The following is a 19,756-nucleotide window of genomic DNA, read 5'->3' as shown; positions in this document are numbered from 1 at the left end:
GTTTTATCCGCGTAAGACGCCCGCCGATGCGGGCGTCTTTATTTTCGCTTTCCCCTCACCGCATGGCAGAGATTAAAGCCATAAAATCGCCATTCAATTAGTGTGATCGACCAGTTATTCGCCAAAACATCTATATAATAATCTATTCACTAAGCCAATAACCGCAGCATGGCGAGTTATCAGACATTTTCGGCGCGTTCTGGCATACGCGTTCATACTTTTTGGGAAAGTAAAACAAGGCGAAGGAATATGAATACAACTGCACCTACGGGCTTGCTGCAGCAACCTCGTCCGTTCTTCATGATCTTCTTTGTGGAGCTCTGGGAACGTTTTGGCTATTACGGCGTTCAGGGGATCCTGGCGGTCTTCTTTGTCAAACAGCTGGGCTTCTCTCAGGAACAGGCCTTTATCACCTTCGGCGCCTTCGCGGCGCTGGTTTACGGGCTGATCTCTATCGGCGGCTACGTGGGCGACCATCTGCTGGGGACCAAACGCACGCTGGTGCTCGGCGCCATTGTGCTGGCTATCGGCTACTTTATGACCGGGATGTCGCTGCTGAAACCGCAGCTGATCTTTATCGCTCTCGGCACCATCGCCGTCGGCAACGGTTTGTTTAAAGCCAACCCGGCGAGCCTGTTGTCAAAATGCTATCCGCCTAAAGACGCCCGTCTCGACGGGGCGTTTACCCTGTTTTATATGTCGATAAACATCGGTTCACTGCTGTCGCTCTCGCTGGCGCCGGTGATCGCCGAAAAGTTTGGCTATGCCGTGACCTATAACCTGTGCGGCGCGGGGCTGATTATCGCGCTGCTGGTCTACTTCGCCTGCCGTGGGATGGTGAAAGATATTGGCTCCGAGCCGGATCATCGCCCCCTCAGCCTGCGCAATCTGGCGCTGGTGCTGGCCGGGACGGTGGTAATGATTTTTCTCTGCGCCTGGCTGATGCATAACGTGATGGTCGCCAACCTGGTGCTGATTGTCCTGTCGATCGTGGTCATTGCGTTCTTTTTCCGCGAAGCGTTTCGCCTCGATAAAACCGGACGCAACAAAATGTTCGTCGCCTTTATCCTGATGATCGAGGCGGTGTTGTTCTACATTCTGTATGCCCAGATGCCGACCTCGCTAAACTTCTTCGCCATCAACAACGTCCATCATGAGATCCTGGGCTTTACCATCAACCCGGTCAGCTTCCAGGCGCTCAATCCCTTCTGGGTGGTTGTCGCCAGCCCGGTGCTGGCGGCGATCTACACCCATCTCGGTCACAAAGGGAAAGACCTGACCATGCCGGTGAAGTTTACCCTCGGGATGTTGCTCTGCGCGCTGGGCTTCCTGACCGCCGCAGCCGCCGGGATGTGGTTTGCCGACGCCCAGGGATTAACCTCGCCGTGGTTTATTGTGCTGGTCTATCTGTTCCAGAGCCTGGGCGAACTGCTGATCAGCGCCCTGGGGCTGGCGATGGTTGCCGCACTGGTGCCGCAGCATCTGATGGGCTTTATTCTGGGGATGTGGTTTCTGACCCAGGCCGCCGCGTTCCTTCTGGGCGGCTACGTAGCGACCTTCACCGCAGTGCCGGAAAACATCACCGATCCGCTGCAGACCTTGCCGGTCTATACCAATGTGTTCAGTAAAATTGGCCTGGTGACGCTGGGCGTCACGGTGGTGATGGCGCTGATGGTGCCGTGGCTGAACCGGATGATTAATACCCCGGCCAGCGCCGAGTAACCGTTTAAGACGGCCGATCCGCGCTGGCGCCGTTTGTTCAGATATTGCGGTTCCCGGCTTACGCTACACTCAGCCGGGCGACAATTCGGTAGCCCGGATAAGGCGCGTTGCGCCGCTATCCGGGAGATACCACCACGGCGTAATATTACTCCGGCGTACCGGCGTAAATATCAAACCGATGCCCTTTGGTCACCACCGCGTTCGGCGTGGCGACCTCCGCCAGCGGCGGCGCATAATCCGGGCGCTTCACCACCACCCGTTTGGTCGCCAGCTGGCGCGCCGGGGCCAGCAGGCCATCGGCGTCTAAATCGGGCCCCACCAGCGACTGAAAGACGCGCATCTCTTTCTTCACCAGCGCGCTTTTCTGCTTATGCGGGAACATTGGATCGAGGTACACCACCTGCGGACGCGGGGTGATATCGGTCAGCGCCGTCAGGCTGGAGGCGTGGATCAGCTGCAGCCGCTCCTGCAGCCAGCCGCCAATTTCCGCATCGGCATAGCCGCGCGCCAGGCCATCGTCGAGCAGCGCGGCGACCACCGGATTACGCTCCAGCATTCGCACGCGGCAACCGACCGACGCCAGCACGAAGGCATCGCGTCCCAGCCCGGCGGTGGCGTCGACGACATCCGGCAGGTAATCACCTTTAATACCCACCGCTTTGGCGACCGCTTCACCGCGGCCGCCGCCAAACTTGCGCCGGTGGGCCATCGCCCCGCCGACAAAGTCGACGAAGATGCCGCCAAGTTTGGGCTCATCGCGCTTACGCAGCTCCAGATGCTCCGTCGTCAGCACCAGCGCCATCAGGTTATCTTCATCCTGCTCCAGCCCCCAGCGGGCGGCTAAAACAGATAAGGCGCCGTCTCCGGCGCCTGTTTCATCAATTAAGCAGATCTTCACCGCAGACTTAACCCTTGATCCCGTAGTGCTCCAGCATCGCGTCCAGCTGCGGCTCACGGCCGCGGAAGCGTTTGAACAGCACCATCGGCTCTTCGGAACCGCCGCGGCTCAGGATATTGTCGAGGAACGACTGACCGGTTTCGCGGTTGAAAATCCCCTCTTCTTCGAAGCGTGAGAAGGCGTCCGCCGCCAGCACGTCGGCCCACAGGTAGCTGTAGTAGCCCGCCGCGTAGCCGCCGGCGAAGATGTGGCTGAACGCATGCGGGAAACGGCCCCAGGTCGGGCCCGGCACCACAGCGACCTGCTTTTTAATCTCGGCCAGGGTCTCAAGAATTTTCGCCCCCTGCTCCGGCTTGTATTCCGCATGCAGGCGGAAATCGAACAGGCCGAACTCCAGCTGGCGCAGAATAAACATCGCCGCCTGGTAGTTTTTCGCCGCCAGCATTTTCTCCAGCAGTTCCTGCGGCAGCGGTTCACCGGTTTCGTAATGCCCGGAGATAAAGGCCAGCGCTTCCGGCTCCCAGCACCAGTTTTCCATAAACTGGCTCGGCAGTTCGACTGCATCCCACGGCACCCCGCTGATGCCGGAAACGCCGGCGGTATCAATGCGGGTCAGCATGTGGTGCAGACCGTGGCCGAACTCGTGGAACAGGGTAATCACTTCGTCGTGGGTGAACAGCGCCGGTTTGCCGTTGACCGGGCGGTTGAAGTTACAGGTCAGGTAGGCGACCGGCTTCTGCAGGGAACCATCCAGTTTACGCATCTGGCCGACACAGTCGTCCATCCACGCCCCGCCGCGTTTATGTTCGCGGGCATACAGGTCAAGATAGAAGCTGCCGCGCAGCTCGTTGTGTTCGTCATACAGCTCGAAGAAGCGCACTTCCGGATGCCACACATCGACATCGGTACGCTCTTTAGCGGTAATGCCGTAAATGCGCTTAACCACTTCGAACAGGCCGTTAACGGCTTTGTTTTCCGGGAAATAGGGGCGGAGCTGCTCATCGCTGATGCTGTAGAGGTGCTGCTTCTGTTTTTCGCTGTAGTAGGCAATGTCCCACGGCTGCAGTTCATCAACGCCAAACTCGGCTTTGGCGAAGGCGCGCAGCTGGGCCAGCTCTTTTTCGCCCTGCGGACGGGCGCGTTTTGCCAGGTCGGTGAGGAAGTCGAGCACCTGCTGTGGATCCTCCGCCATTTTGGTGGCGAGGGATTTAAAGGCATAGCTGTCAAAGCCCAGCAGCTGCGCCAGCTCATGGCGCAGAGCGAGGATCTCCGCCATCACCGGGCTGTTATCCCATTTACCGGCGTTCGGCCCCTGATCGGAGGCACGCGTGGAGTAGGCGCGGTACATCTCTTCGCGCAGCGCCTGGTTGTCGCAGTAGGTCATCACCGGCAGGTAGCTCGGGATATCCAGGGTCAGCAGATACCCTTCCTGCTCTTTCGCCTGGGCCTGAGCCTGAGCGGCGGCCAGCGCGCTTTCCGGCATACCGGCCAGATCGGCGACGTCGGTCACCAGCTTGTTCCAGCCCATGGTGGCGTCGAGGACGTTGTTGCTGTACTGGTTACCCAGCTCAGAGAGGCGCGCGGCGATTTCACCGTAGCGTTTCTGCGCCTCCGGCGGCAGGCCAATACCGGATAATTCAAAATCGCGCAGCGCGTTGTCGACCGCTTTTTTCTGCGCGGTATTCAGCGTGGCGTAGTTATCGCCATCGCGCAGGTCACGGTAGGCTTTATACAGGCCTTCATGCTGGCCGACCCAGGTGCTGTACTCGGAGAGCAGCGGCAGGGTCTGTTCGTAAGCTTCGCGCAGTTCCGGGCTGTTTTTTACCGAATTCAGATGGCTGACTGGCGAGAAGATGCGTCCCAGCACATCGTCCACTTCCGCCAGCGGCTGGCAAAGATTTTCCCAGCTATACGGCGCGCCGTGCGCCACCGCGCTTTCCACCGCGGCCCGGCAATCATCCAGCGCTTTGGTGACCGCAGGGACCACGTGTTCCGGTTTGATCGCAGAAAAAGGCGGCAGGGAAAAAGGCGTCAGTAATGGATTGGTCATATGCGCTGTCCTGTTGAAAAGGGTGAATGAAGCGCGCGTCCGGCGCTTATGCATGAGATCTAGAATGGGGGATAGTTGGGGGAATTTCAATGACGGGCGGTGCGTCATCCTGGGTATTGCTGCGATAAGTCCGCCCGTTGCGGGAAAAGGCCAACACGCGGTGCAGCGTGCCGGAAACCGCATTAATGCCTTTTTTGCGCCATCTCCCAGGCCGCCGACAGATTCAACCGCTGCCAGAACTGTTGTTCGGGGGTGGTGCCGGAAAGGGGGTAACCCGCCGGCAGCGCGGTGTTGACCATCAACGCCCGACGCTGGGCCGCTGACAGTTGCGGCAGGGCAGCCTCCAGCAGCACTTCCGCCCCCTCAGGCACCTGCAGACGCGGCTGCGGCCCCTTCTGCTGCGGCAGGTCGTAGGTCATGGTGAAACGAGAGAAATCACGCATCGCCGGATCGCGCCAGGGATCGTCTTTCACGCTGCTCTTCGCGCACTCAGCAAGCGATGTGCCGCAGGCTTTCGCCAGCGCGGCGCGCAGCTGATCGCGGGCTTCGTTAAATAATACCCGGTAGTGCGGATCGTTAAGATAGTGGGCCACGTTGCGCTCGGCCACCATCCGCGAGCCGATCACGTCCAGCGGATAGTGGACGCCCAGCACGATGCGCGAGTAGCCATAGCGGGCGCCGCGGGTTACCAGCGCGTCGTAGCGCTCCGGGATCATCGCCGCCAGCAGCAGCGCATCAGTATAGCCGGTGTTGGTGTGGCCGCTGGGGAACGAGCCGCCGTCGGCGGTATAGGGCTGGTTATCCTTCACCACCACGTCGTCCGGCACCAGGTGAATGGTGTTGCCCTGAACCAGAAACGGCCGCGGATTGTTGAAGTGCTTTTTCGCCTCGCCGGTGCTGACTTCCGAGGCTTTGATCAATGCTGCCGCTTTCCCCAGCGCGCCCTGGTCATAGGCGGTCAGAAACGCTTTGCCCAGCCGCGGCCCCAGCGCATCGCTGAGGAAGTAGAGGTAGCTAATCCCTTCCGCATCGGCCAGCGCCTGACGGCGTGTCGTCTGCACGGCATCGCGATTGATGCTAGTCACCGTCGCCAGATTCTGCTTCACGACGGTCTCCGGCAGGGTGCTGAACGCCGACAACAGCGCAATACCCGCCTGCTGGTTGGCCCGGGTCTGGAAGTCATAGCCGCTGGCCTTCAGCCAGGCGGTATCGGCCTGAGTTTTGTTTTGTTTCGTGTGCGCCAGCCGATCGCGGGTCAGCGTGGCGGCATCCCCCTGCAGAGCGTGACGTAGCTGCGTCAGCCCCTGTTGCTCAAGATCGTCATACGCCTGGCTGGAGGCAGCCGGCGTCACGCTATTGGCGAGGGCCGCCGCCCTGTCCAGCGGGATGTCTTTGGCCAGAACCGGTTGCGCCAGCAGCAGCGCGACGGCCAGCAGTGAGAGTTGCCTTTTCATTATTTTTCCTTTTATTCAGATAATTACCTTGCCTGCACCCGACGCTAGCGCGGCCGTTTGACGTTTTTATGACAGCGTTATGTTTTGCAACGCTTTTGGCAGAAATGAAACAGCGCGGCGGCGCAGCGGTAATCTCGGCCGATCTGCGGTAAACTATCGGTTAACTTGTTTACTTCCCGGAATCTCTGTATCCATGCTCAGTTATCGCCACAGCTTTCACGCAGGCAACCACGCCGACGTCCTCAAACACACCGTTCAGAGCCTGATCATCGAAGCGCTGAAAGAGAAAGAAAAACCGTTTCTCTACCTGGACACCCACGCTGGCGCGGGCCGCTATCAGCTGAGCGGCGAGCACGCCGAGCGTACCGGCGAGTATCTCGAAGGCATCGCCCGCATCTGGCAGCAGGACGACCTGCCGGCAGAGCTGGAGCCGTATATTTCCGTGGTCGAACACTTCAACCGTAATGGCCAGCTGCGCTACTACCCGGGCTCTCCGCTGATCGCCCGCCAGCTGCTGCGCGAGCAGGACAGCCTGCAGATGACCGAGCTGCACCCGAGCGACTTCCCGCTGCTGCGCGCCGAGTTCCAGAAAGACAGCCGCGCGCGCGTCGATAAAGCCGATGGCTACCAGCAGCTGAAAGCCAAACTGCCGCCGGTATCACGCCGTGGTCTGATTCTGATCGACCCGCCGTATGAAATCAAAACCGACTATCAGGCGGTGGTAACCGGGATCCACGAAGGCTACAAACGCTTCGCCACCGGCACCTACGCCCTGTGGTATCCGGTCGTGCTGCGCGCACAGATCAAACGCATGATCAAAGAGTTAGAAGCCACCGGCATTCGCAAAATTCTGCAAATCGAGCTGGCGGTGCGTCCGGACAGCGACCAGCGCGGCATGACCGCCTCCGGGATGATCGTCATCAACCCGCCGTGGAAGCTGGAGCAGCAGATGAACAATGTGCTGCCGTGGCTGCACAGCAAGCTGGTTCCGGCCGGCACCGGCCACGCCACCGTCAGTTGGATCGTACCGGAGTAATCGCAACCATCGGTGGAACCTTTTAAGCCTCGCGCTACAATCGCGGCAATCAACGATTAAGGACATATGGGCATGAGCAAACATTATGATTACCTCGCCATCGGCGGCGGTAGCGGCGGTATCGCCTCGATTAACCGCGCGGCCATGTACGGCCAGAAGTGCGCGCTGATTGAAGCCAAAGAACTGGGCGGCACCTGCGTCAACGTCGGCTGCGTGCCGAAAAAAGTAATGTGGCATGCGGCGCAGATCCGCGAAGCGATTCATCTTTACGGCCCGGACTACGGTTTCGATACCACCATCAACCATTTCGACTGGGAGAAGCTGGTCGCCAGCCGTAGCGCCTACATCGACCGCATCCATACCTCCTACGACAACGTACTGGGTAAGAACAACGTCGACGTGATCAAAGGCTTCGCGCGCTTTGTCGATGCCCATACCGTGGAAGTGAACGGCGAGACGATCACCGCTGACCATATCCTGATCGCCACCGGCGGCCGGCCGAGCCACCCGAATATTCCGGGTGTGGAATACGGTATTGATTCCGACGGTTTCTTTGAACTGCCGGCGCTGCCGAAGCGCGTGGCGGTGGTCGGCGCGGGCTATATCGCCGTTGAGCTGGCGGGGGTGATTAACGGCCTCGGCGCCGAAACGCACCTGTTCGTGCGTAAACACGCGCCGCTGCGCAGCTTCGATCCGCTGATCGTGGAGACCCTGGTGGAAGTGATGAACGCCGAAGGCCCGCAGCTCCACACCAACGCGATCCCGAAAGCGGTAGTCAAGAATGCCGACGGCAGCCTGACGCTGGAGCTGGAAGATGGCCGCAGCCAGACCGTAGATTGCCTGATTTGGGCGATTGGCCGCGAACCGGCGACCGATAACTTCAACCTGGCGGCTACTGGCGTCAAAACCAACGAAAAAGGCTACATCGTCGTTGATAAGTTCCAGAACACCAACGTGCCGGGCATCTACGCGGTGGGCGATAACACTGGCGCCGTCGAGCTGACCCCGGTGGCCGTGGCCGCAGGCCGTCGCCTCTCCGAACGCCTGTTTAACAACAAGCCGGAAGAGCATCTGGACTACAGCAACATCCCGACCGTGGTCTTCAGCCACCCGCCTATCGGTACCGTCGGCTTAACCGAGCCGCAGGCGCGCGAGCAGTACGGCGACGACGCCGTGAAGGTCTACAAATCCTCTTTCACCGCGATGTACACCGCCGTCACCTCGCACCGCCAGCCGTGCCGCATGAAGCTGGTGTGCGTCGGCCCGGAAGAGAAGATTGTCGGGATCCACGGCATCGGCTTTGGGATGGATGAGATGCTGCAGGGCTTTGCGGTGGCGCTGAAGATGGGCGCCACCAAAAAAGACTTCGACAACACGGTTGCCATTCACCCGACGGCGGCAGAAGAGTTCGTCACCATGCGCTAAGACGCGATCGCCGGATGATAAAAAGAAGCCCCCAGGGGCTTCTTTTTTTATGTTCAGGCCACGCCGTTATTGCCGTGGCGCATAAACGCCGGGCGCTGGTTGAGCGCCATATACCAGCGTTCCACGGCCGGCATCTCCGGATGGGCAAAAGGGGTCATCTTCCAGCGATGCACCGACAGCCCCAGCACGATATCGGCGAGGGTGAAGCGCTCGCCGGCTATCCACGCCCCGGTTCGCTGCAGTTGCGCTTCGACAATGCGCACGCAGTGGGTCCAGGTGGCAATACTCTCTTTAATCGCCGCCGGATCCTGAAAGCGCGGATCTTTACGCACCAGCCCCATAAAGGCATGGCGCCAGGCAGTGTTAAACTCGGTCGCCTGCCAGTCCATCCAGTGCTCCACCTCGGCGGCGGGCTGTGGCTCGGCGGGCAGCAGATCCCAGCGCTCCGCTTTCCGCGCCAGATAGCGGCAGATACTGTTCGACTCCCAGAGCACGAAGTCACCGTCCAGCAGCACCGGCACCAGGCTGTTAGGATTCAGGCGCTGAAACTCAGGCGTATCCAGAGGCTTAAATCCGCTGCCGTAATCCTCCTGCTGGTACGCCAGCCCGGCTTCCTCGCAGGTCCACAACACTTTCCGTACATTGATTGAAGAGCGTTTGCCCAGAATTGTTAGCATTGTCAGCGATTCCTCAGCCATAAAAGAGAGATCTTTCACTCTACTCTATTGTCAGCCTTGCCAGCCAGCAACAAGGCAGAGTAGTGGATAATGTGTATAGTTGATTCCAGCCTGTTTGCCGAAAAGGAACCCGACATGTTGACCCCTTTTACCGTTTTGATGCCCGCAAATATTCGTTTTGGCCGTGGTCAGGCCCTGAGCGCTGCCCCCTGGCTGGCGCAGCAGGGCGGCCCCATTCTGCTGGTGCATGGCGCCAGCCCGCAGCGGGCGGCGTTTCTGCGCCATCAGCTGGAGGCGCTGCAGCTGGAGGTCACGACGCTGGCGATAAGCCGCGAACCCTGGCTCAGCGACATCGAGCAGGGCGTCCAGCTGGCGCGCGAGAAAGGCGTCCGGGCAGTGGTCAGCCTCGGCGGCGGCGCGGTGATTGACGCTGGTAAGGCGATTGCGGCGCTGGTCCCCGCCGCCGGCCCGCTGGTCGACTATCTGGAGGTGGTGGGAACGGGTCGTCAGTTGGAAGCCAGTCCGCTGCCGTTCGTGGCGATCCCGACCACCGCCGGGACGGGCGCGGAAGTCACCAAAAATGCGGTGATCAACGTCCCGGAACAACAGCGGAAAGTGAGCCTGCGCGACGACCGAATGCTGCCTGACCTGGCGATTGTCGACCCGGCGCTGACCGACAACGCGCCGCGGAGCATCACCCTGAGCTCCGGCCTCGATGCCCTGACCCAGGTGATCGAGCCCTGGCTCTGCAGCCGGGCCACTCCTTTCACCGATGCCCTCTGCCAGCAGGCGATCTCGCGGGGCATCCGCGCGCTAAAGATCCTGATGGAAAAAGAGTGTCCGGCCAGCCGCGACGAGATGGCCTGGGTCAGCCTGTGCGGCGGACTGGCGCTGGCGAACGCCGGGCTGGGAGTGATCCACGGCCTCGCCGGCCCGCTGGGCGGCCTGAGCCGCGCCTCGCACGGTGCTTTATGCGGCAGCCTGCTGCCGTTTGGCCTGGCGCTCAATGAGTCGCAGATAAGCGACCCTGCCCTGCGCCAGCGCTTCAACGACGTTCGCCGCTGGCTGGCCGACGGGCTGGACGTCCCTGTGGATCGGGTCTGGGACAGTCTGCGGGAATGGAGCCATCGCGCTGGCCTTGGCACCCTGCGCGACCTCGGCGTAGCGCGCGATGCGCTGGAACCGGCGGCGCTGGCCGCCAGCACCTCCTCATCAATGAAGGCCAATCCGGTCAGCCTGAGCGGCGAACAGCTGCTGGAGATGCTGGAGGCGGCGTGGGAGTGAGCGCGCCGGGATAAAATTTTGTTGCATAATGAATGCTCCGAATTTCATCTGTGCCAGGATGTACAATTTTTAATTACTTATCAACAGTATACTTTAAAATGACAGCTTTTCTTCTCGGCGGAAAAGCGTGATCTCACGCACAGTTTGCTTCACACTCACCGAAGCGACTGTCTACGCTTAATAGACAAGGCCGGGTATGCCCGGCCCCGAACTCACGCTATCCGGAGGTCCGTATCGCTATGTTCAGCCAGAAATTACGCCACGTTGAAGACGACGAGTTAAGGATCGACATCGATCCCTGCTACGAAGCCGATCCGTACGAATTAAAGCTGGATGAGATGATAGACGCTGAACCGGAGCCTGAGGTGATCGAGGGGCTTCCGGCGTCCGATGCCCTTACCCCGGCGGATCGCTATCTTGAGCTGTTTACCAACGTGCAGAAATCACGCATCTTTGCCGACAGCAAAACCTTCCCCGACTGCGCGCCGAAACACGATCCGCTGGACATCCTGCGCAACTACCGCAAGGTCAAACGTCAGCCCGACTTCGACCTGCGACAGTTCGTTGAAGACAACTTCTGGCTGCCGGAGAACCAGACCGACGTCTACACCTCGGACCCCAGCCTGACGCTGAAAGAGCACATCGATAAGCTGTGGCCGGTGCTGACCCGCGAGCCTCAGGATCATATCCCCTGGTCGTCGCTACTGGCGCTGCCGCAGGCCTATATTGTGCCTGGCGGTCGCTTTAGCGAAACCTATTACTGGGACTCTTATTTCACCATGCTGGGGCTGGCGGAGAGCGGCCGGGAAGATCTGCTGAAATGCATGGCCGATAACTTTGCCTGGCTGATTGAAACCTACGGTCACATTCCGAACGGCAACCGCACCTACTACCTCAGCCGATCGCAGCCGCCGGTGTTTGCCCTGATGGTCGAACTCTTTGAAGAGGATGGCGTGCGCGGCGCGAAGCGCTATCTGGACCATCTGAAGATGGAGCACGCCTTCTGGATGGACGGCGCCGAGTCGTTGATCCCGCACCAGGCGTATCGCCACGTGGTGCGTATGCCGGATGGCTCCCTGCTCAATCGCTACTGGGACGACCGGGACACGCCGCGGGATGAGTCCTGGCGCGAGGACGTGGAGACCGCCCGACACTCCGGGCGGCCCGCCAATGAAGTGTACCGCGACCTGCGGGCGGGCGCCGCGTCCGGCTGGGACTACTCCAGCCGCTGGCTGCGGGATATCACGCGGCTGGCCAGCATCCGCACGACGCAGTTTATCCCTATCGACCTGAACGCCTTCCTGTTCAAGCTGGAGACGACCATCGCCAATCTCTCCGGCCTGAAGGGCGATCGCGAGACAGAGGCGGCCTTCCGCCAGAAGGCTCAGGATCGGCGGGCGGCGGTCAACCGCTATCTGTGGGATGATGAGAACGGCTGTTTCCGCGATTATGACTGGCGCCGTGAACAGCTGGCGCTGTTTTCCGCGGCCAGCATCGTCACCCTTTACGTCGGCCTGGCGACTCACGAGCAGGCAGAACGCCTTGCCGATGCGGTGCGGGCCCGCCTGCTCACCCCCGGGGGGATCATGGCCACCGAATATGAAAGCGGTGAGCAGTGGGATAAACCTAACGGCTGGGCGCCGCTGCAGTGGATGGCGATCCAGGGATTTAAACGTTACGGCCAGGATCCGCTGGGGGATGAGATTGCCTGGAGCTGGCTGCAGACGGTCAATCACTTTTACAAGCAGCATCACAAGCTGATTGAGAAATACCATATTGCCACCGGCGTCCCGCATGAGGGTGGCGGCGGGGAGTATCCCCTGCAGGATGGCTTTGGCTGGACCAACGGCGTGGTGCGCCGACTGATTGGCCTGTACGGTGAGCCAACCTAGTCGGGCTGTTCCCGGCGGCTTTCTCCTGCTATGTTCAGAGGATTCGCCCTGCCTGGAATGACGCTTATGCCTGAACTCCTGACGCCGCGCCTGCGCTGCTCACCGCTGCAGCTGGACGACTGGTCGTTTTTTCTTTCCCTGCAGCAGGATCCGCAGGTCATGCTCTACGTCGCCGACCCCCGGCCGCAGGCGGCCATCCGCGAGGCGTTCGATTCGCGGCTGCCGCCGTGGGCGCCGGGGGATGAACACTGGCTGTGCCTGGTGGTGCGCGACAGGCTCACCCATACCCCGCTCGGCCTGACCGGTTACCAGCATCATCAGCGCGACATTGCCGAGGTCGGCTTTCTCTTCGCTCCGGCGGCGCAGGGCCGGGGCTACGGCTACGAATCGCTGCGCGCGCTGTGCGACTACGCCTTTACCACCGGCGGCGTCCGCCGCCTGACCGCCAGCGTCACCGCCGGCAACGAGGCGTCTAAGCAGTTGTTGCTCAAAGCCGGCTTCCGGCTGGAGGGGGAGTTGCGGGAGAACTACTGGCTGAACGGCCGCTGGCACAATGACTGGCTGTTCGGTCGGCTGCGTGGGGAGGGCGATGCGCCGTAGCGCACCGCCCGGCGTCAGTCTGGCTCAGAGGAACATCCCGCCCGAGACTTCCACGCGCTGCGCGTTCATCCACGCCAGCTCATCGCTGAGCAGGGCGGCGATGGCGTCGCCGATATCATCCGGCAGCCCGACGCGCCCCAGCGCGGTCTGGGCGGCGATATGCCGATTCACCTCGGCGTTATCGCGCACCACGCCGCCGCCAAAGTCGGTCTCGATGGCTCCCGGCGCAATGATATTCACCGAAATACCGCGCCCGCCCAGCTCTTTCGCCTGATAGCGGGTCAGGACCTCCATCGCCCCCTTCATCGCGGCGTAGGCCGCATAGCCCGGCAGGGCAAAGCGCGCCAGGCCGCTGGAAACGTTGAGGATCCGTCCCCCGTCCTGCAGGAGGGGCAGCAGCCGCTGGGTCAGGAAAAATGGCCCTTTGAACTGGATGTTCATCAGCTCGTCAAACTGCGCTTCGCTGGTCTCGGCGAAGGGGACGTTAAGGCCGATCCCGGCGTTGTTCAGTAAATAATCAAAGGTGGTTCGCCCCCACTTCTGCGCCAGCACCTGTGCCACCTCGCTGGCGAAAGCGTCAAAACTTGAGATATCCCCGACGTTCAGCGCTAATGCTGCCGCTTTGACCCCTTTTTGCTCGATTTCTGCTACCACGTCGAGGGCCGCCTGGCGGTTGCTGTGGTAAGTCAGAAGAATATCGGTTCCCTTCGCCGCCAGCTTCAACGCGGCGTTTTTACCCAGACCGCGGCTGCCGCCGGTCACTAAAGCGATACGTTGTGTCATCAGAAGACCCCTTTCAGGTTGCGTTGTGATTGTGTTCTAGCTTATTAACTGCCAGTGAAACAATAAATACGCTACATTACGTTTTACTGTTTCATTCATAACAACAATAGGCGATCGGCATGGATAAAATTCATGCAATGCAGTTATTCATTCGCGTAGCGGATCTGGAGAGTTTTTCCCGCGCCGCCGAGACCCTGGCGCTGCCGAAAGGCAGCGTCTCGCGGCAGATTCAGGCCCTGGAAAGCCATCTTGGCGTGCGGCTCCTGCACCGCACTACCCGCCGGGTTCAGCTCACCCAGGATGGGATGGTCTACTATGAACGGGCAAAGGATCTGCTGAGCAACCTCGATGAACTGGACGGCATGTTCCAGCACGATCCGGCGAGCATCAGCGGCCGGCTGCGGGTGGATATGCCGGTCGGTTTTGCTAAAAAACTGGTGATCCCTCATCTGCCGACTTTTTTACAGCAGTATCCGGGCATCGAACTGGAGCTGAGCAGCAGCGATCGGCTGGTGGACGTGATCCGCGAGGGGTTTGACTGCGTGGTACGCGTCGGCGCGCTCAAAGACTCAGGGCTTATCGCCCGCCCACTGGGCAAGCTGACGCAAATTAACTGCGCCAGCCCGGACTACCTTGCGCGATTTGGCTATCCGCAATCCCTTGAGGATCTGGCGGATCATGCCCTGATCCACTACGCCAGCACCCTCGGGGTCCGTCCCCCCGGCTTTGAGGTGGTGATCGATGGCGCGGTGCGCTGGATAAAAACCGGCGGCATATTGACAGTCAACAGCACGGAAACCTATCAGGCAGCCTGTATCGCCGGGCTGGGGATCATTCAGGTGCCACGCACCGGCGTGCGCGAGGCGTTACGCGCCGGCGACCTGACGGAGATCCTGCCCCAGTACCGCGCCGAGCCGCTGCCGGTCTCGCTTATCTACCCCCATCGGCGCAATCTCTCCCGTCGCGTACATCTGTTTATGGAATGGCTGGGCGGGCTGATGAAAGCGTATGTCGATTGATCCACACGAGTGGAGAACGGGGGGCAGGCAGAGGCGTTCCTGCAGGATACGCCATTTAAGGTATACTTTTTGCTGAATCTCGCGGTAAAAAAGGAAGAAATCACGTATGACGCCGGAAAACGACGATCGACGCCCACCACAGGAACCGGACACGCAGCCGGAGAAAAACAAAAGCCCCCTCGACGCTCTCAATGACACGGCCGTCGGGCAAAAAGCCAGCCAGGCGCTGAAGACCGTCACCGGAACGGCGGCCAAAGTGCAGCGCAACCCGGTGATCGCCCATCTGATACGCGCCGCAGAACGTTTCAATGACCGACTGGGCAATCAGTTCGGCGCGGCCATCACCTACTTCTCGTTCCTGTCGATGATCCCGATCCTGATGGTCTCCTTTGCCGCCGCCGGCTTCGTGCTGGCCTGGCACCCGACCCTGCTGCAGGACATTTTCGACAAAATTCTGCAAAACGTCAGCGACCCAACGCTGGCGGCGACCTTGAAAAACACCATCAACACCGCGGTGCAGCAGCGTACCGCCGTCGGTCTGGTCGGCCTGCTGGTCGCCCTCTATTCCGGTATTAACTGGATGGGCAATCTGCGTGAAGCGATCCGCGCCCAGTCGCGCGACGTCTGGGAGCGCCGGCCGCAGGACGAAGAGAAAATCTGGATAAAATACTTCCGCGATCTTATCTCGCTGATCGGTCTGCTGGTGGCGCTGATTATTACGCTGTCCATCACTTCTGTCGCGGGTTCCGCCCAGCAGTTGATTATCTCCGCGCTGTATCTCGACAACATTGAATGGCTGAAGCCCGCCTGGCGGCTGATCGGCCTCGCCATCTCGATTTTTGCCAACTATCTGCTCTTTTTCTGGATCTTCTGGCGGCTGCCGCGCCATCGTCCGCGGCGCAAAGCCCTGTTTCGCGGCACGCTTATCGCGGCGATTGGCTTTGAAATCATCAAAATCGTCATGACCTGGACGCTGCCGGCGCTGGTGAAATCCCCCTCCGGGGCGGCGTTCGGATCGGTGCTGGGGCTGATGGCCTTTTTCTATTTCTTTGCCCGCCTGACGCTATTCTGCGCCGCATGGATCGCCACCGCGGAGTATAAAGACGACCGGCGGATGCCTGGCAAAACCCACCGTTAACGCATTGCGAGGATGAATTGAAGAGGCAAAATTCATCCTCGCGCTTTATTTCAGTAGATAAATCCACCCATTAACTTTTATTTAACCAAAAACTGGTTTTATCCTCTATCTTTTTAATTGTGTGAAGCATTTCATAGAACCATTTTTACTGGTGTAAAAATTATCCGCTTTTTGCCTGTTTTTTGCCCACTTTCCACGTTTGTTACAGATTGAAATGTCCCTGTGGCTGTGGCTATATGGCTTTTCGTTCGCGCAAAAATAAGAAAGATCTATGCAAGCCACAGCCACCACACTCGAAAACTCGCAGGAAACCGCCCCGGTCAATTCACGCAACAAAGTCGTTGTCGCCTCGCTCATTGGCACCGCCATTGAGTTTTTCGACTTCTACATCTATGCCACTGCCGCGGTCATCGTCTTCCCGCATATCTTTTTCCCGCAGGGCGATGCCGCCGCGGCCACCCTGCAGTCGCTGGCCACCTTCGCCATCGCCTTCGTCGCCCGGCCGATCGGCTCCGCGCTGTTTGGTCACTTTGGCGATCGCGTCGGCCGCAAGGTCACTCTCGTGGCCTCGCTGTTAACCATGGGGATCTCCACCGTGGTGATCGGCCTGCTGCCCGGCTATGAAAGCATTGGCATTGTCGCGCCGATGCTGCTGGCGCTGGCGCGCTTCGGTCAGGGGCTTGGCCTCGGAGGGGAATGGGGCGGCGCAGCGCTGCTGGCAACGGAAAACGCCCCGGCGCGCAAGCGCGCCCTGTACGGCTCCTTCCCGCAGCTGGGCGCGCCGATCGGCTTCTTCTTCGCCAACGGCACCTTCCTGCTGCTCTCCTGGCTGTTAACCGATCAGCAGTTTATGGAGTGGGGCTGGCGCGTGCCGTTTATCTTCTCCGCGGTGCTGGTGATCATCGGTCTGTACGTGCGCGTCTCGCTGCACGAAACGCCGGTCTTCGCCAAAGTGGCAGCGGCGAAAAAACAGGTCAAAATCCCGCTGGGTACCCTGTTGACCAAACACGTCCGCGTGACGGTGCTGGGCACCTTCATCATGCTGGCAACCTATACCCTGTTCTACATCATGACCGTCTACTCGATGACCTTCAGCACCGGCGCCGCGCCGAATGGCCTGGGCCTGCCGCGTAACGAAGTGCTGTGGATGCTGATGATGGCGGTGATTGGCTTCGGCGTGATGGTGCCTGTCGCCGGCCTGCTGGCGGACGCCTTTGGCCGTCGCAAGAGCATGATTGTCATCACCACGATGATTATTTTGTTCGCCCTGTTCGCTTTTAAACCGCTGCTGGGCTCCGGTAACCCGCTGCTGGTCTTCGCCTTCCTGCTGCTGGGTTTAAGCCTGATGGGACTGACTTTTGGCCCGATGGGCGCGCTGCTCCCGGAGCTGTTCCCGACGGAGGTGCGCTACACCGGCGCGTCGTTCTCCTATAACGTGTCGTCGATCCTCGGCGCCTCGGTCGCGCCGTATATTGCCGCCTGGCTGCAGGGCAACTATGGCCTGGCGGCGGTCGGCACCTATCTGGCGGCGATGGCGGCGCTGACGCTGATCGCCCTGCTGCTGACCCACGAGACCCGCCACCAGTCGTTGTGATCCTTCGTCCTGACGCCGCTGGCGTCAGGGCTCTCCCCTACTTTTTCATCTGTGACAAAATGGTCCGACACTGGTTGCTATCGCCCTCCGCCGGGGAGACCAGCGCCAGCAGCGCGGCAGCCGGCGTCACCAGGGTCGCCAGCGCCGCCGCTACCGCACCGCGGACAATCAGCGGCCCGGCCTTCACCCCCGCCTGCGGCGATTTAAAGGTGCCCCGAACATACAGCGGTGAACGCAGGGTGATCACCCGGAAGCCTTTGCTTTCCGGATCGATGGTCAGGTCCAGCTGCTCGGAGGCGAAGCTGGCGGTTCCGGTCACATTGATCAGCGCGTTTTCCGTATCGAAGGCAAAAATCTGCGGCCGGGCGACGCCGTTGGTCACGTCGATATTGGCCGCCGCACAGTTCACCCGAACTTCCTCATCACCAAAAATCTGGCCGATCAGGTAGTTGCCGACGTTAAGACCGAGAATTTCCATCAGGTTACGACTGATCAGGCCGTCGTTCATCAGCAGTTTCAGGTTGCCATTACTGTTGCCGAGCAGGGCCGCCACCGAGTTGCCGCTGCCGCGCAGCTGAACATCGCCATTCATCTCGCCAAGGGTTTTCTGCATCATCTCGACGTTCGGCATCAGCGCCTTCAGCTTCAGGCGTCGCGCCTGCAGATTGGCCTCACCCTGCAGCGGCTTTTTATCGCCCTGCAAGTGTACGCTGCCGGCAATCGACCCGTTGGCCAGGCCAAAGCGCACCGGCTGCAGGCGCAGGTCGCCATCTTCCAGGATCACATGGGTCGACAGATCGCTGATCGGCAGGGTGCCGCCGTGCTCAATTCTCCGGCCCTTAAAGCGTACATCGGCATCCATCACCTGCCATTTATCGGTTTCAAAACGGTCTGCCGGCAGCACTTTACCCGCCGGCTGCGGTCGGTCGCCCGCCTGGCGCGCAGCGCCTTTCTTCGTCCCTTTGCCGGAATCGACGCCGATTAACGGCCCGAGATCCGCCAGCCGCAGCTGCTTCGACTCCATATCGCCGCTGAGTTTCGGCCGCGGTTTGCCGGTGGTATAGGTGAGGGAGCCATGAATGTCGCTATCGCCGATCCGACCATTAAAATCCTGGTAGTCAAAACGCATGCGGTTTTTCTGCTTAAAGTCGGCGCGCAGGCGGCCATCGGTAGAGAACGATGGCGTCTCCGGCAGCAGCACACCGGTCAGGTCGTAGAGATCGCGCAGCGAGTCGCCGGCGAATTTCAGCCGCAGGTCAATACCGCCGACGTTGAGCGGGTCGCTGACCGTGCCGCTGAATGCCACCCGGGTGTTGCCGGAGTGGAAGTCGCCCTGCAGCGGGAAAGGGGTGCTTGCGCTGCGCAGGGCCAGCATGCCGCCGATTTTACCGTTGCCGGTGACCGGCTGGTCCTTGTAGCGGCCCTTCAGCGACAGGCCAAAGACATAGTCACCCACTTTCGCCGCGCTATGCTGATCCTTCGTGCCGGTCACTTCGCTGAACGGCAGCGGTTTGCCGAGGGGATCGACAAGGATGGTGATATCGCTGCGGGTGATCTTGTCATCGATGGCGATAGTCCCGCGGTCAAAGAGAATATTATCGAGGCGAAAGGACCAGCTGGAGGGCGCGCTGTCGCCCGACGTACGCTGATCGCCAGCCAGCTGAAAGGTCCAGTTATTATTGTCTTCCGCCAGGCGGATCAGCCGCACGTCGGGCTGTTCCAGCTTGATCCACGGCAGGTACACCGTTTTGCTCAGCAGCGCCAGCGGGGCGAGGGTCGCCTCCACCCGCGGCAGGTGGATCATAGTCACCTGGGGGATGGCCGGCGGGTTGCCCAGCACGATATCTTCCGCGTGCACATGGGGCCACGGGATCCAGCTGCGCCAGCCGCGCTCGTCCGGCTGCCGCTCCCAGACCACGCCGAGATCGCCGCGGATGGCGAACGGTCGGTTAAGTTCGGCGGACACTTTCTGATTGATCGTCGGCTTCAGCCGGTTCCAGTCAAAGGTGGCCAGCACGATAAAGAAGAGAACGATCAGCAACAGTATCGTTCCTGTGATGATAACCAACGTTTTACGGGTTCTGCTCATCCCTACTCCGCTCCTTTTGCATCACGTCAGTCCTGAATATAGTCAAAACGCGGCGTTTATCCTGGAAATGCGCTTTTCGTCACATTACGCGCGTC

Annotated in this window: 15 protein-coding genes; 9 read left to right on the top strand and 6 right to left on the bottom strand. The window is 60.3% G+C overall.

All coding sequences use genetic code 11. The annotated features are described in order from the left end of the window. Nucleotides 1-249 precede the first annotated feature (249 nt). Nucleotides 250-1,722, top strand: coding sequence for a dipeptide/tripeptide permease DtpB (dtpB, locus tag SP68_RS01240; protein ID WP_008806937.1), 1,473 nt, complete (start codon nucleotides 250-252; stop codon nucleotides 1,720-1,722). Nucleotides 1,723-1,867: 145 nt separating this feature from the next. Here the strand turns inward: dtpB and rsmJ are convergent, their stop codons facing one another. The 3 genes from rsmJ to SP68_RS01225 all read right to left on the bottom strand — a co-directional run bounded on the left by rsmJ (nucleotide 1,868) and on the right by SP68_RS01225 (nucleotide 6,124). Beyond that, on the bottom strand, nucleotides 1,868-2,620 hold the full coding sequence (gene rsmJ / locus SP68_RS01235; RefSeq protein ID WP_012540366.1) for a 16S rRNA (guanine(1516)-N(2))-methyltransferase RsmJ: 753 nt from the start codon (nucleotides 2,618-2,620) through the stop codon (nucleotides 1,868-1,870). Nucleotides 2,621-2,627: 7 nt separating this feature from the next. After that, nucleotides 2,628-4,670 (bottom strand): oligopeptidase A, encoded by a 2,043-nt coding sequence (gene prlC, locus SP68_RS01230; RefSeq protein ID WP_008806935.1) that lies wholly within the window; start codon nucleotides 4,668-4,670, stop codon nucleotides 2,628-2,630. Nucleotides 4,671-4,852: 182 nt separating this feature from the next. Next, a complete protein-coding gene (locus SP68_RS01225; RefSeq protein ID WP_022066427.1) occupies nucleotides 4,853-6,124 on the bottom strand; it encodes an acid phosphatase in 1,272 nt (423 codons plus the stop codon). Nucleotides 6,125-6,317: 193 nt separating this feature from the next. Here SP68_RS01225 and SP68_RS01220 point away from each other — a divergent pair, with 193 nt between their 5' ends. After that, nucleotides 6,318-7,160, top strand: coding sequence for a 23S rRNA (adenine(2030)-N(6))-methyltransferase RlmJ (locus SP68_RS01220; protein WP_008806933.1), 843 nt, complete (start codon nucleotides 6,318-6,320; stop codon nucleotides 7,158-7,160). A gap of 72 nt (nucleotides 7,161-7,232) precedes the next feature. Then, nucleotides 7,233-8,585, top strand: a complete 1,353-nt coding sequence (gene gorA, locus SP68_RS01215; RefSeq protein WP_012967102.1) for a glutathione-disulfide reductase — start codon at nucleotides 7,233-7,235, stop codon at nucleotides 8,583-8,585. 53 nt (nucleotides 8,586-8,638) lie between these two features. Here the strand turns inward: gorA and SP68_RS01210 are convergent, their stop codons facing one another. After that, entirely contained in the window at nucleotides 8,639-9,262 is a 624-nt protein-coding gene (locus SP68_RS01210) for a glutathione S-transferase family protein (RefSeq protein ID WP_012540364.1), read from the bottom strand. 135 nt (nucleotides 9,263-9,397) lie between these two features. Here SP68_RS01210 and SP68_RS01205 point away from each other — a divergent pair, with 135 nt between their 5' ends. From SP68_RS01205 to SP68_RS01195, 3 genes are all read left to right on the top strand, one after another. Beyond that, nucleotides 9,398-10,546, top strand: coding sequence for an iron-containing alcohol dehydrogenase (locus SP68_RS01205; RefSeq protein WP_040968933.1), 1,149 nt, complete (start codon nucleotides 9,398-9,400; stop codon nucleotides 10,544-10,546). Between the two features lie 239 nt (nucleotides 10,547-10,785). Continuing rightward, complete coding sequence (locus tag SP68_RS01200; protein ID WP_008806929.1) at nucleotides 10,786-12,438, top strand: alpha,alpha-trehalase; 1,653 nt, start codon at nucleotides 10,786-10,788, stop codon at nucleotides 12,436-12,438. A 66-nt stretch (nucleotides 12,439-12,504) separates the two neighbouring features. Continuing rightward, entirely contained in the window at nucleotides 12,505-13,038 is a 534-nt protein-coding gene (locus SP68_RS01195; protein ID WP_008806928.1) for a GNAT family N-acetyltransferase, read from the top strand. Nucleotides 13,039-13,062: 24 nt separating this feature from the next. On the opposite strand, the gene SP68_RS01190 is transcribed toward SP68_RS01195, so the two are convergent. Further along, on the bottom strand, nucleotides 13,063-13,821 hold the full coding sequence (locus SP68_RS01190; protein WP_012967099.1) for an SDR family NAD(P)-dependent oxidoreductase: 759 nt from the start codon (nucleotides 13,819-13,821) through the stop codon (nucleotides 13,063-13,065). Between the two features lie 119 nt (nucleotides 13,822-13,940). Here SP68_RS01190 and SP68_RS01185 point away from each other — a divergent pair, with 119 nt between their 5' ends. From SP68_RS01185 to SP68_RS01175, 3 genes are all read left to right on the top strand, one after another. Continuing rightward, the gene (locus SP68_RS01185) at nucleotides 13,941-14,840 is read left to right on the top strand and encodes a LysR family transcriptional regulator (RefSeq protein WP_016161931.1); all 900 of its coding nucleotides are present in this window, start codon (nucleotides 13,941-13,943) and stop codon (nucleotides 14,838-14,840) included. Between the two features lie 106 nt (nucleotides 14,841-14,946). Then, nucleotides 14,947-15,978, top strand: coding sequence for an inner membrane protein YhjD (gene yhjD, locus SP68_RS01180; protein WP_012967097.1), 1,032 nt, complete (start codon nucleotides 14,947-14,949; stop codon nucleotides 15,976-15,978). Between the two features lie 271 nt (nucleotides 15,979-16,249). Beyond that, nucleotides 16,250-17,572, top strand: a complete 1,323-nt coding sequence (locus SP68_RS01175; protein ID WP_012967096.1) for an MFS transporter — start codon at nucleotides 16,250-16,252, stop codon at nucleotides 17,570-17,572. A gap of 37 nt (nucleotides 17,573-17,609) precedes the next feature. On the opposite strand, the gene SP68_RS01170 is transcribed toward SP68_RS01175, so the two are convergent. Then, a complete protein-coding gene (locus SP68_RS01170) occupies nucleotides 17,610-19,661 on the bottom strand; it encodes an AsmA family protein (protein WP_012967095.1) in 2,052 nt (683 codons plus the stop codon). Nucleotides 19,662-19,756: the final 95 nt, after the last annotated feature.

It is taken from the genome of Klebsiella variicola (assembly GCF_000828055.2).
GTDB lineage: Bacteria > Pseudomonadota > Gammaproteobacteria > Enterobacterales > Enterobacteriaceae > Klebsiella > Klebsiella variicola.
This window is presented reverse-complemented; position numbering and strand designations above follow the sequence as displayed.

What these genes read in the sequence shown, in the direction of transcription:
- SP68_RS01200 (WP_008806929.1), top strand. Translation starts at nt 10,786, where the DNA reads ATGTTCAGCCAGAAATTACGCCACGTTGAAGACGACGAGTTAAGGATC.
- gorA (WP_012967102.1), top strand. Translation starts at nt 7,233, where the DNA reads ATGAGCAAACATTATGATTACCTCGCCATCGGCGGCGGTAGCGGCGGT.
- SP68_RS01205 (WP_040968933.1), top strand. Translation starts at nt 9,398, where the DNA reads ATGTTGACCCCTTTTACCGTTTTGATGCCCGCAAATATTCGTTTTGGC.
- prlC (WP_008806935.1), bottom strand. Translation starts at nt 4,670, where the DNA reads ATGACCAATCCATTACTGACGCCTTTTTCCCTGCCGCCTTTTTCTGCG.
- SP68_RS01220 (WP_008806933.1), top strand. Translation starts at nt 6,318, where the DNA reads ATGCTCAGTTATCGCCACAGCTTTCACGCAGGCAACCACGCCGACGTC.
- SP68_RS01195 (WP_008806928.1), top strand. Translation starts at nt 12,505, where the DNA reads ATGCCTGAACTCCTGACGCCGCGCCTGCGCTGCTCACCGCTGCAGCTG.
- SP68_RS01190 (WP_012967099.1), bottom strand. Translation starts at nt 13,821, where the DNA reads ATGACACAACGTATCGCTTTAGTGACCGGCGGCAGCCGCGGTCTGGGT.
- dtpB (WP_008806937.1), top strand. Translation starts at nt 250, where the DNA reads ATGAATACAACTGCACCTACGGGCTTGCTGCAGCAACCTCGTCCGTTC.
- SP68_RS01170 (WP_012967095.1), bottom strand. Translation starts at nt 19,661, where the DNA reads ATGAGCAGAACCCGTAAAACGTTGGTTATCATCACAGGAACGATACTG.
- SP68_RS01225 (WP_022066427.1), bottom strand. Translation starts at nt 6,124, where the DNA reads ATGAAAAGGCAACTCTCACTGCTGGCCGTCGCGCTGCTGCTGGCGCAA.
- SP68_RS01175 (WP_012967096.1), top strand. Translation starts at nt 16,250, where the DNA reads ATGCAAGCCACAGCCACCACACTCGAAAACTCGCAGGAAACCGCCCCG.
- yhjD (WP_012967097.1), top strand. Translation starts at nt 14,947, where the DNA reads ATGACGCCGGAAAACGACGATCGACGCCCACCACAGGAACCGGACACG.
- SP68_RS01210 (WP_012540364.1), bottom strand. Translation starts at nt 9,262, where the DNA reads ATGCTAACAATTCTGGGCAAACGCTCTTCAATCAATGTACGGAAAGTG.
- SP68_RS01185 (WP_016161931.1), top strand. Translation starts at nt 13,941, where the DNA reads ATGGATAAAATTCATGCAATGCAGTTATTCATTCGCGTAGCGGATCTG.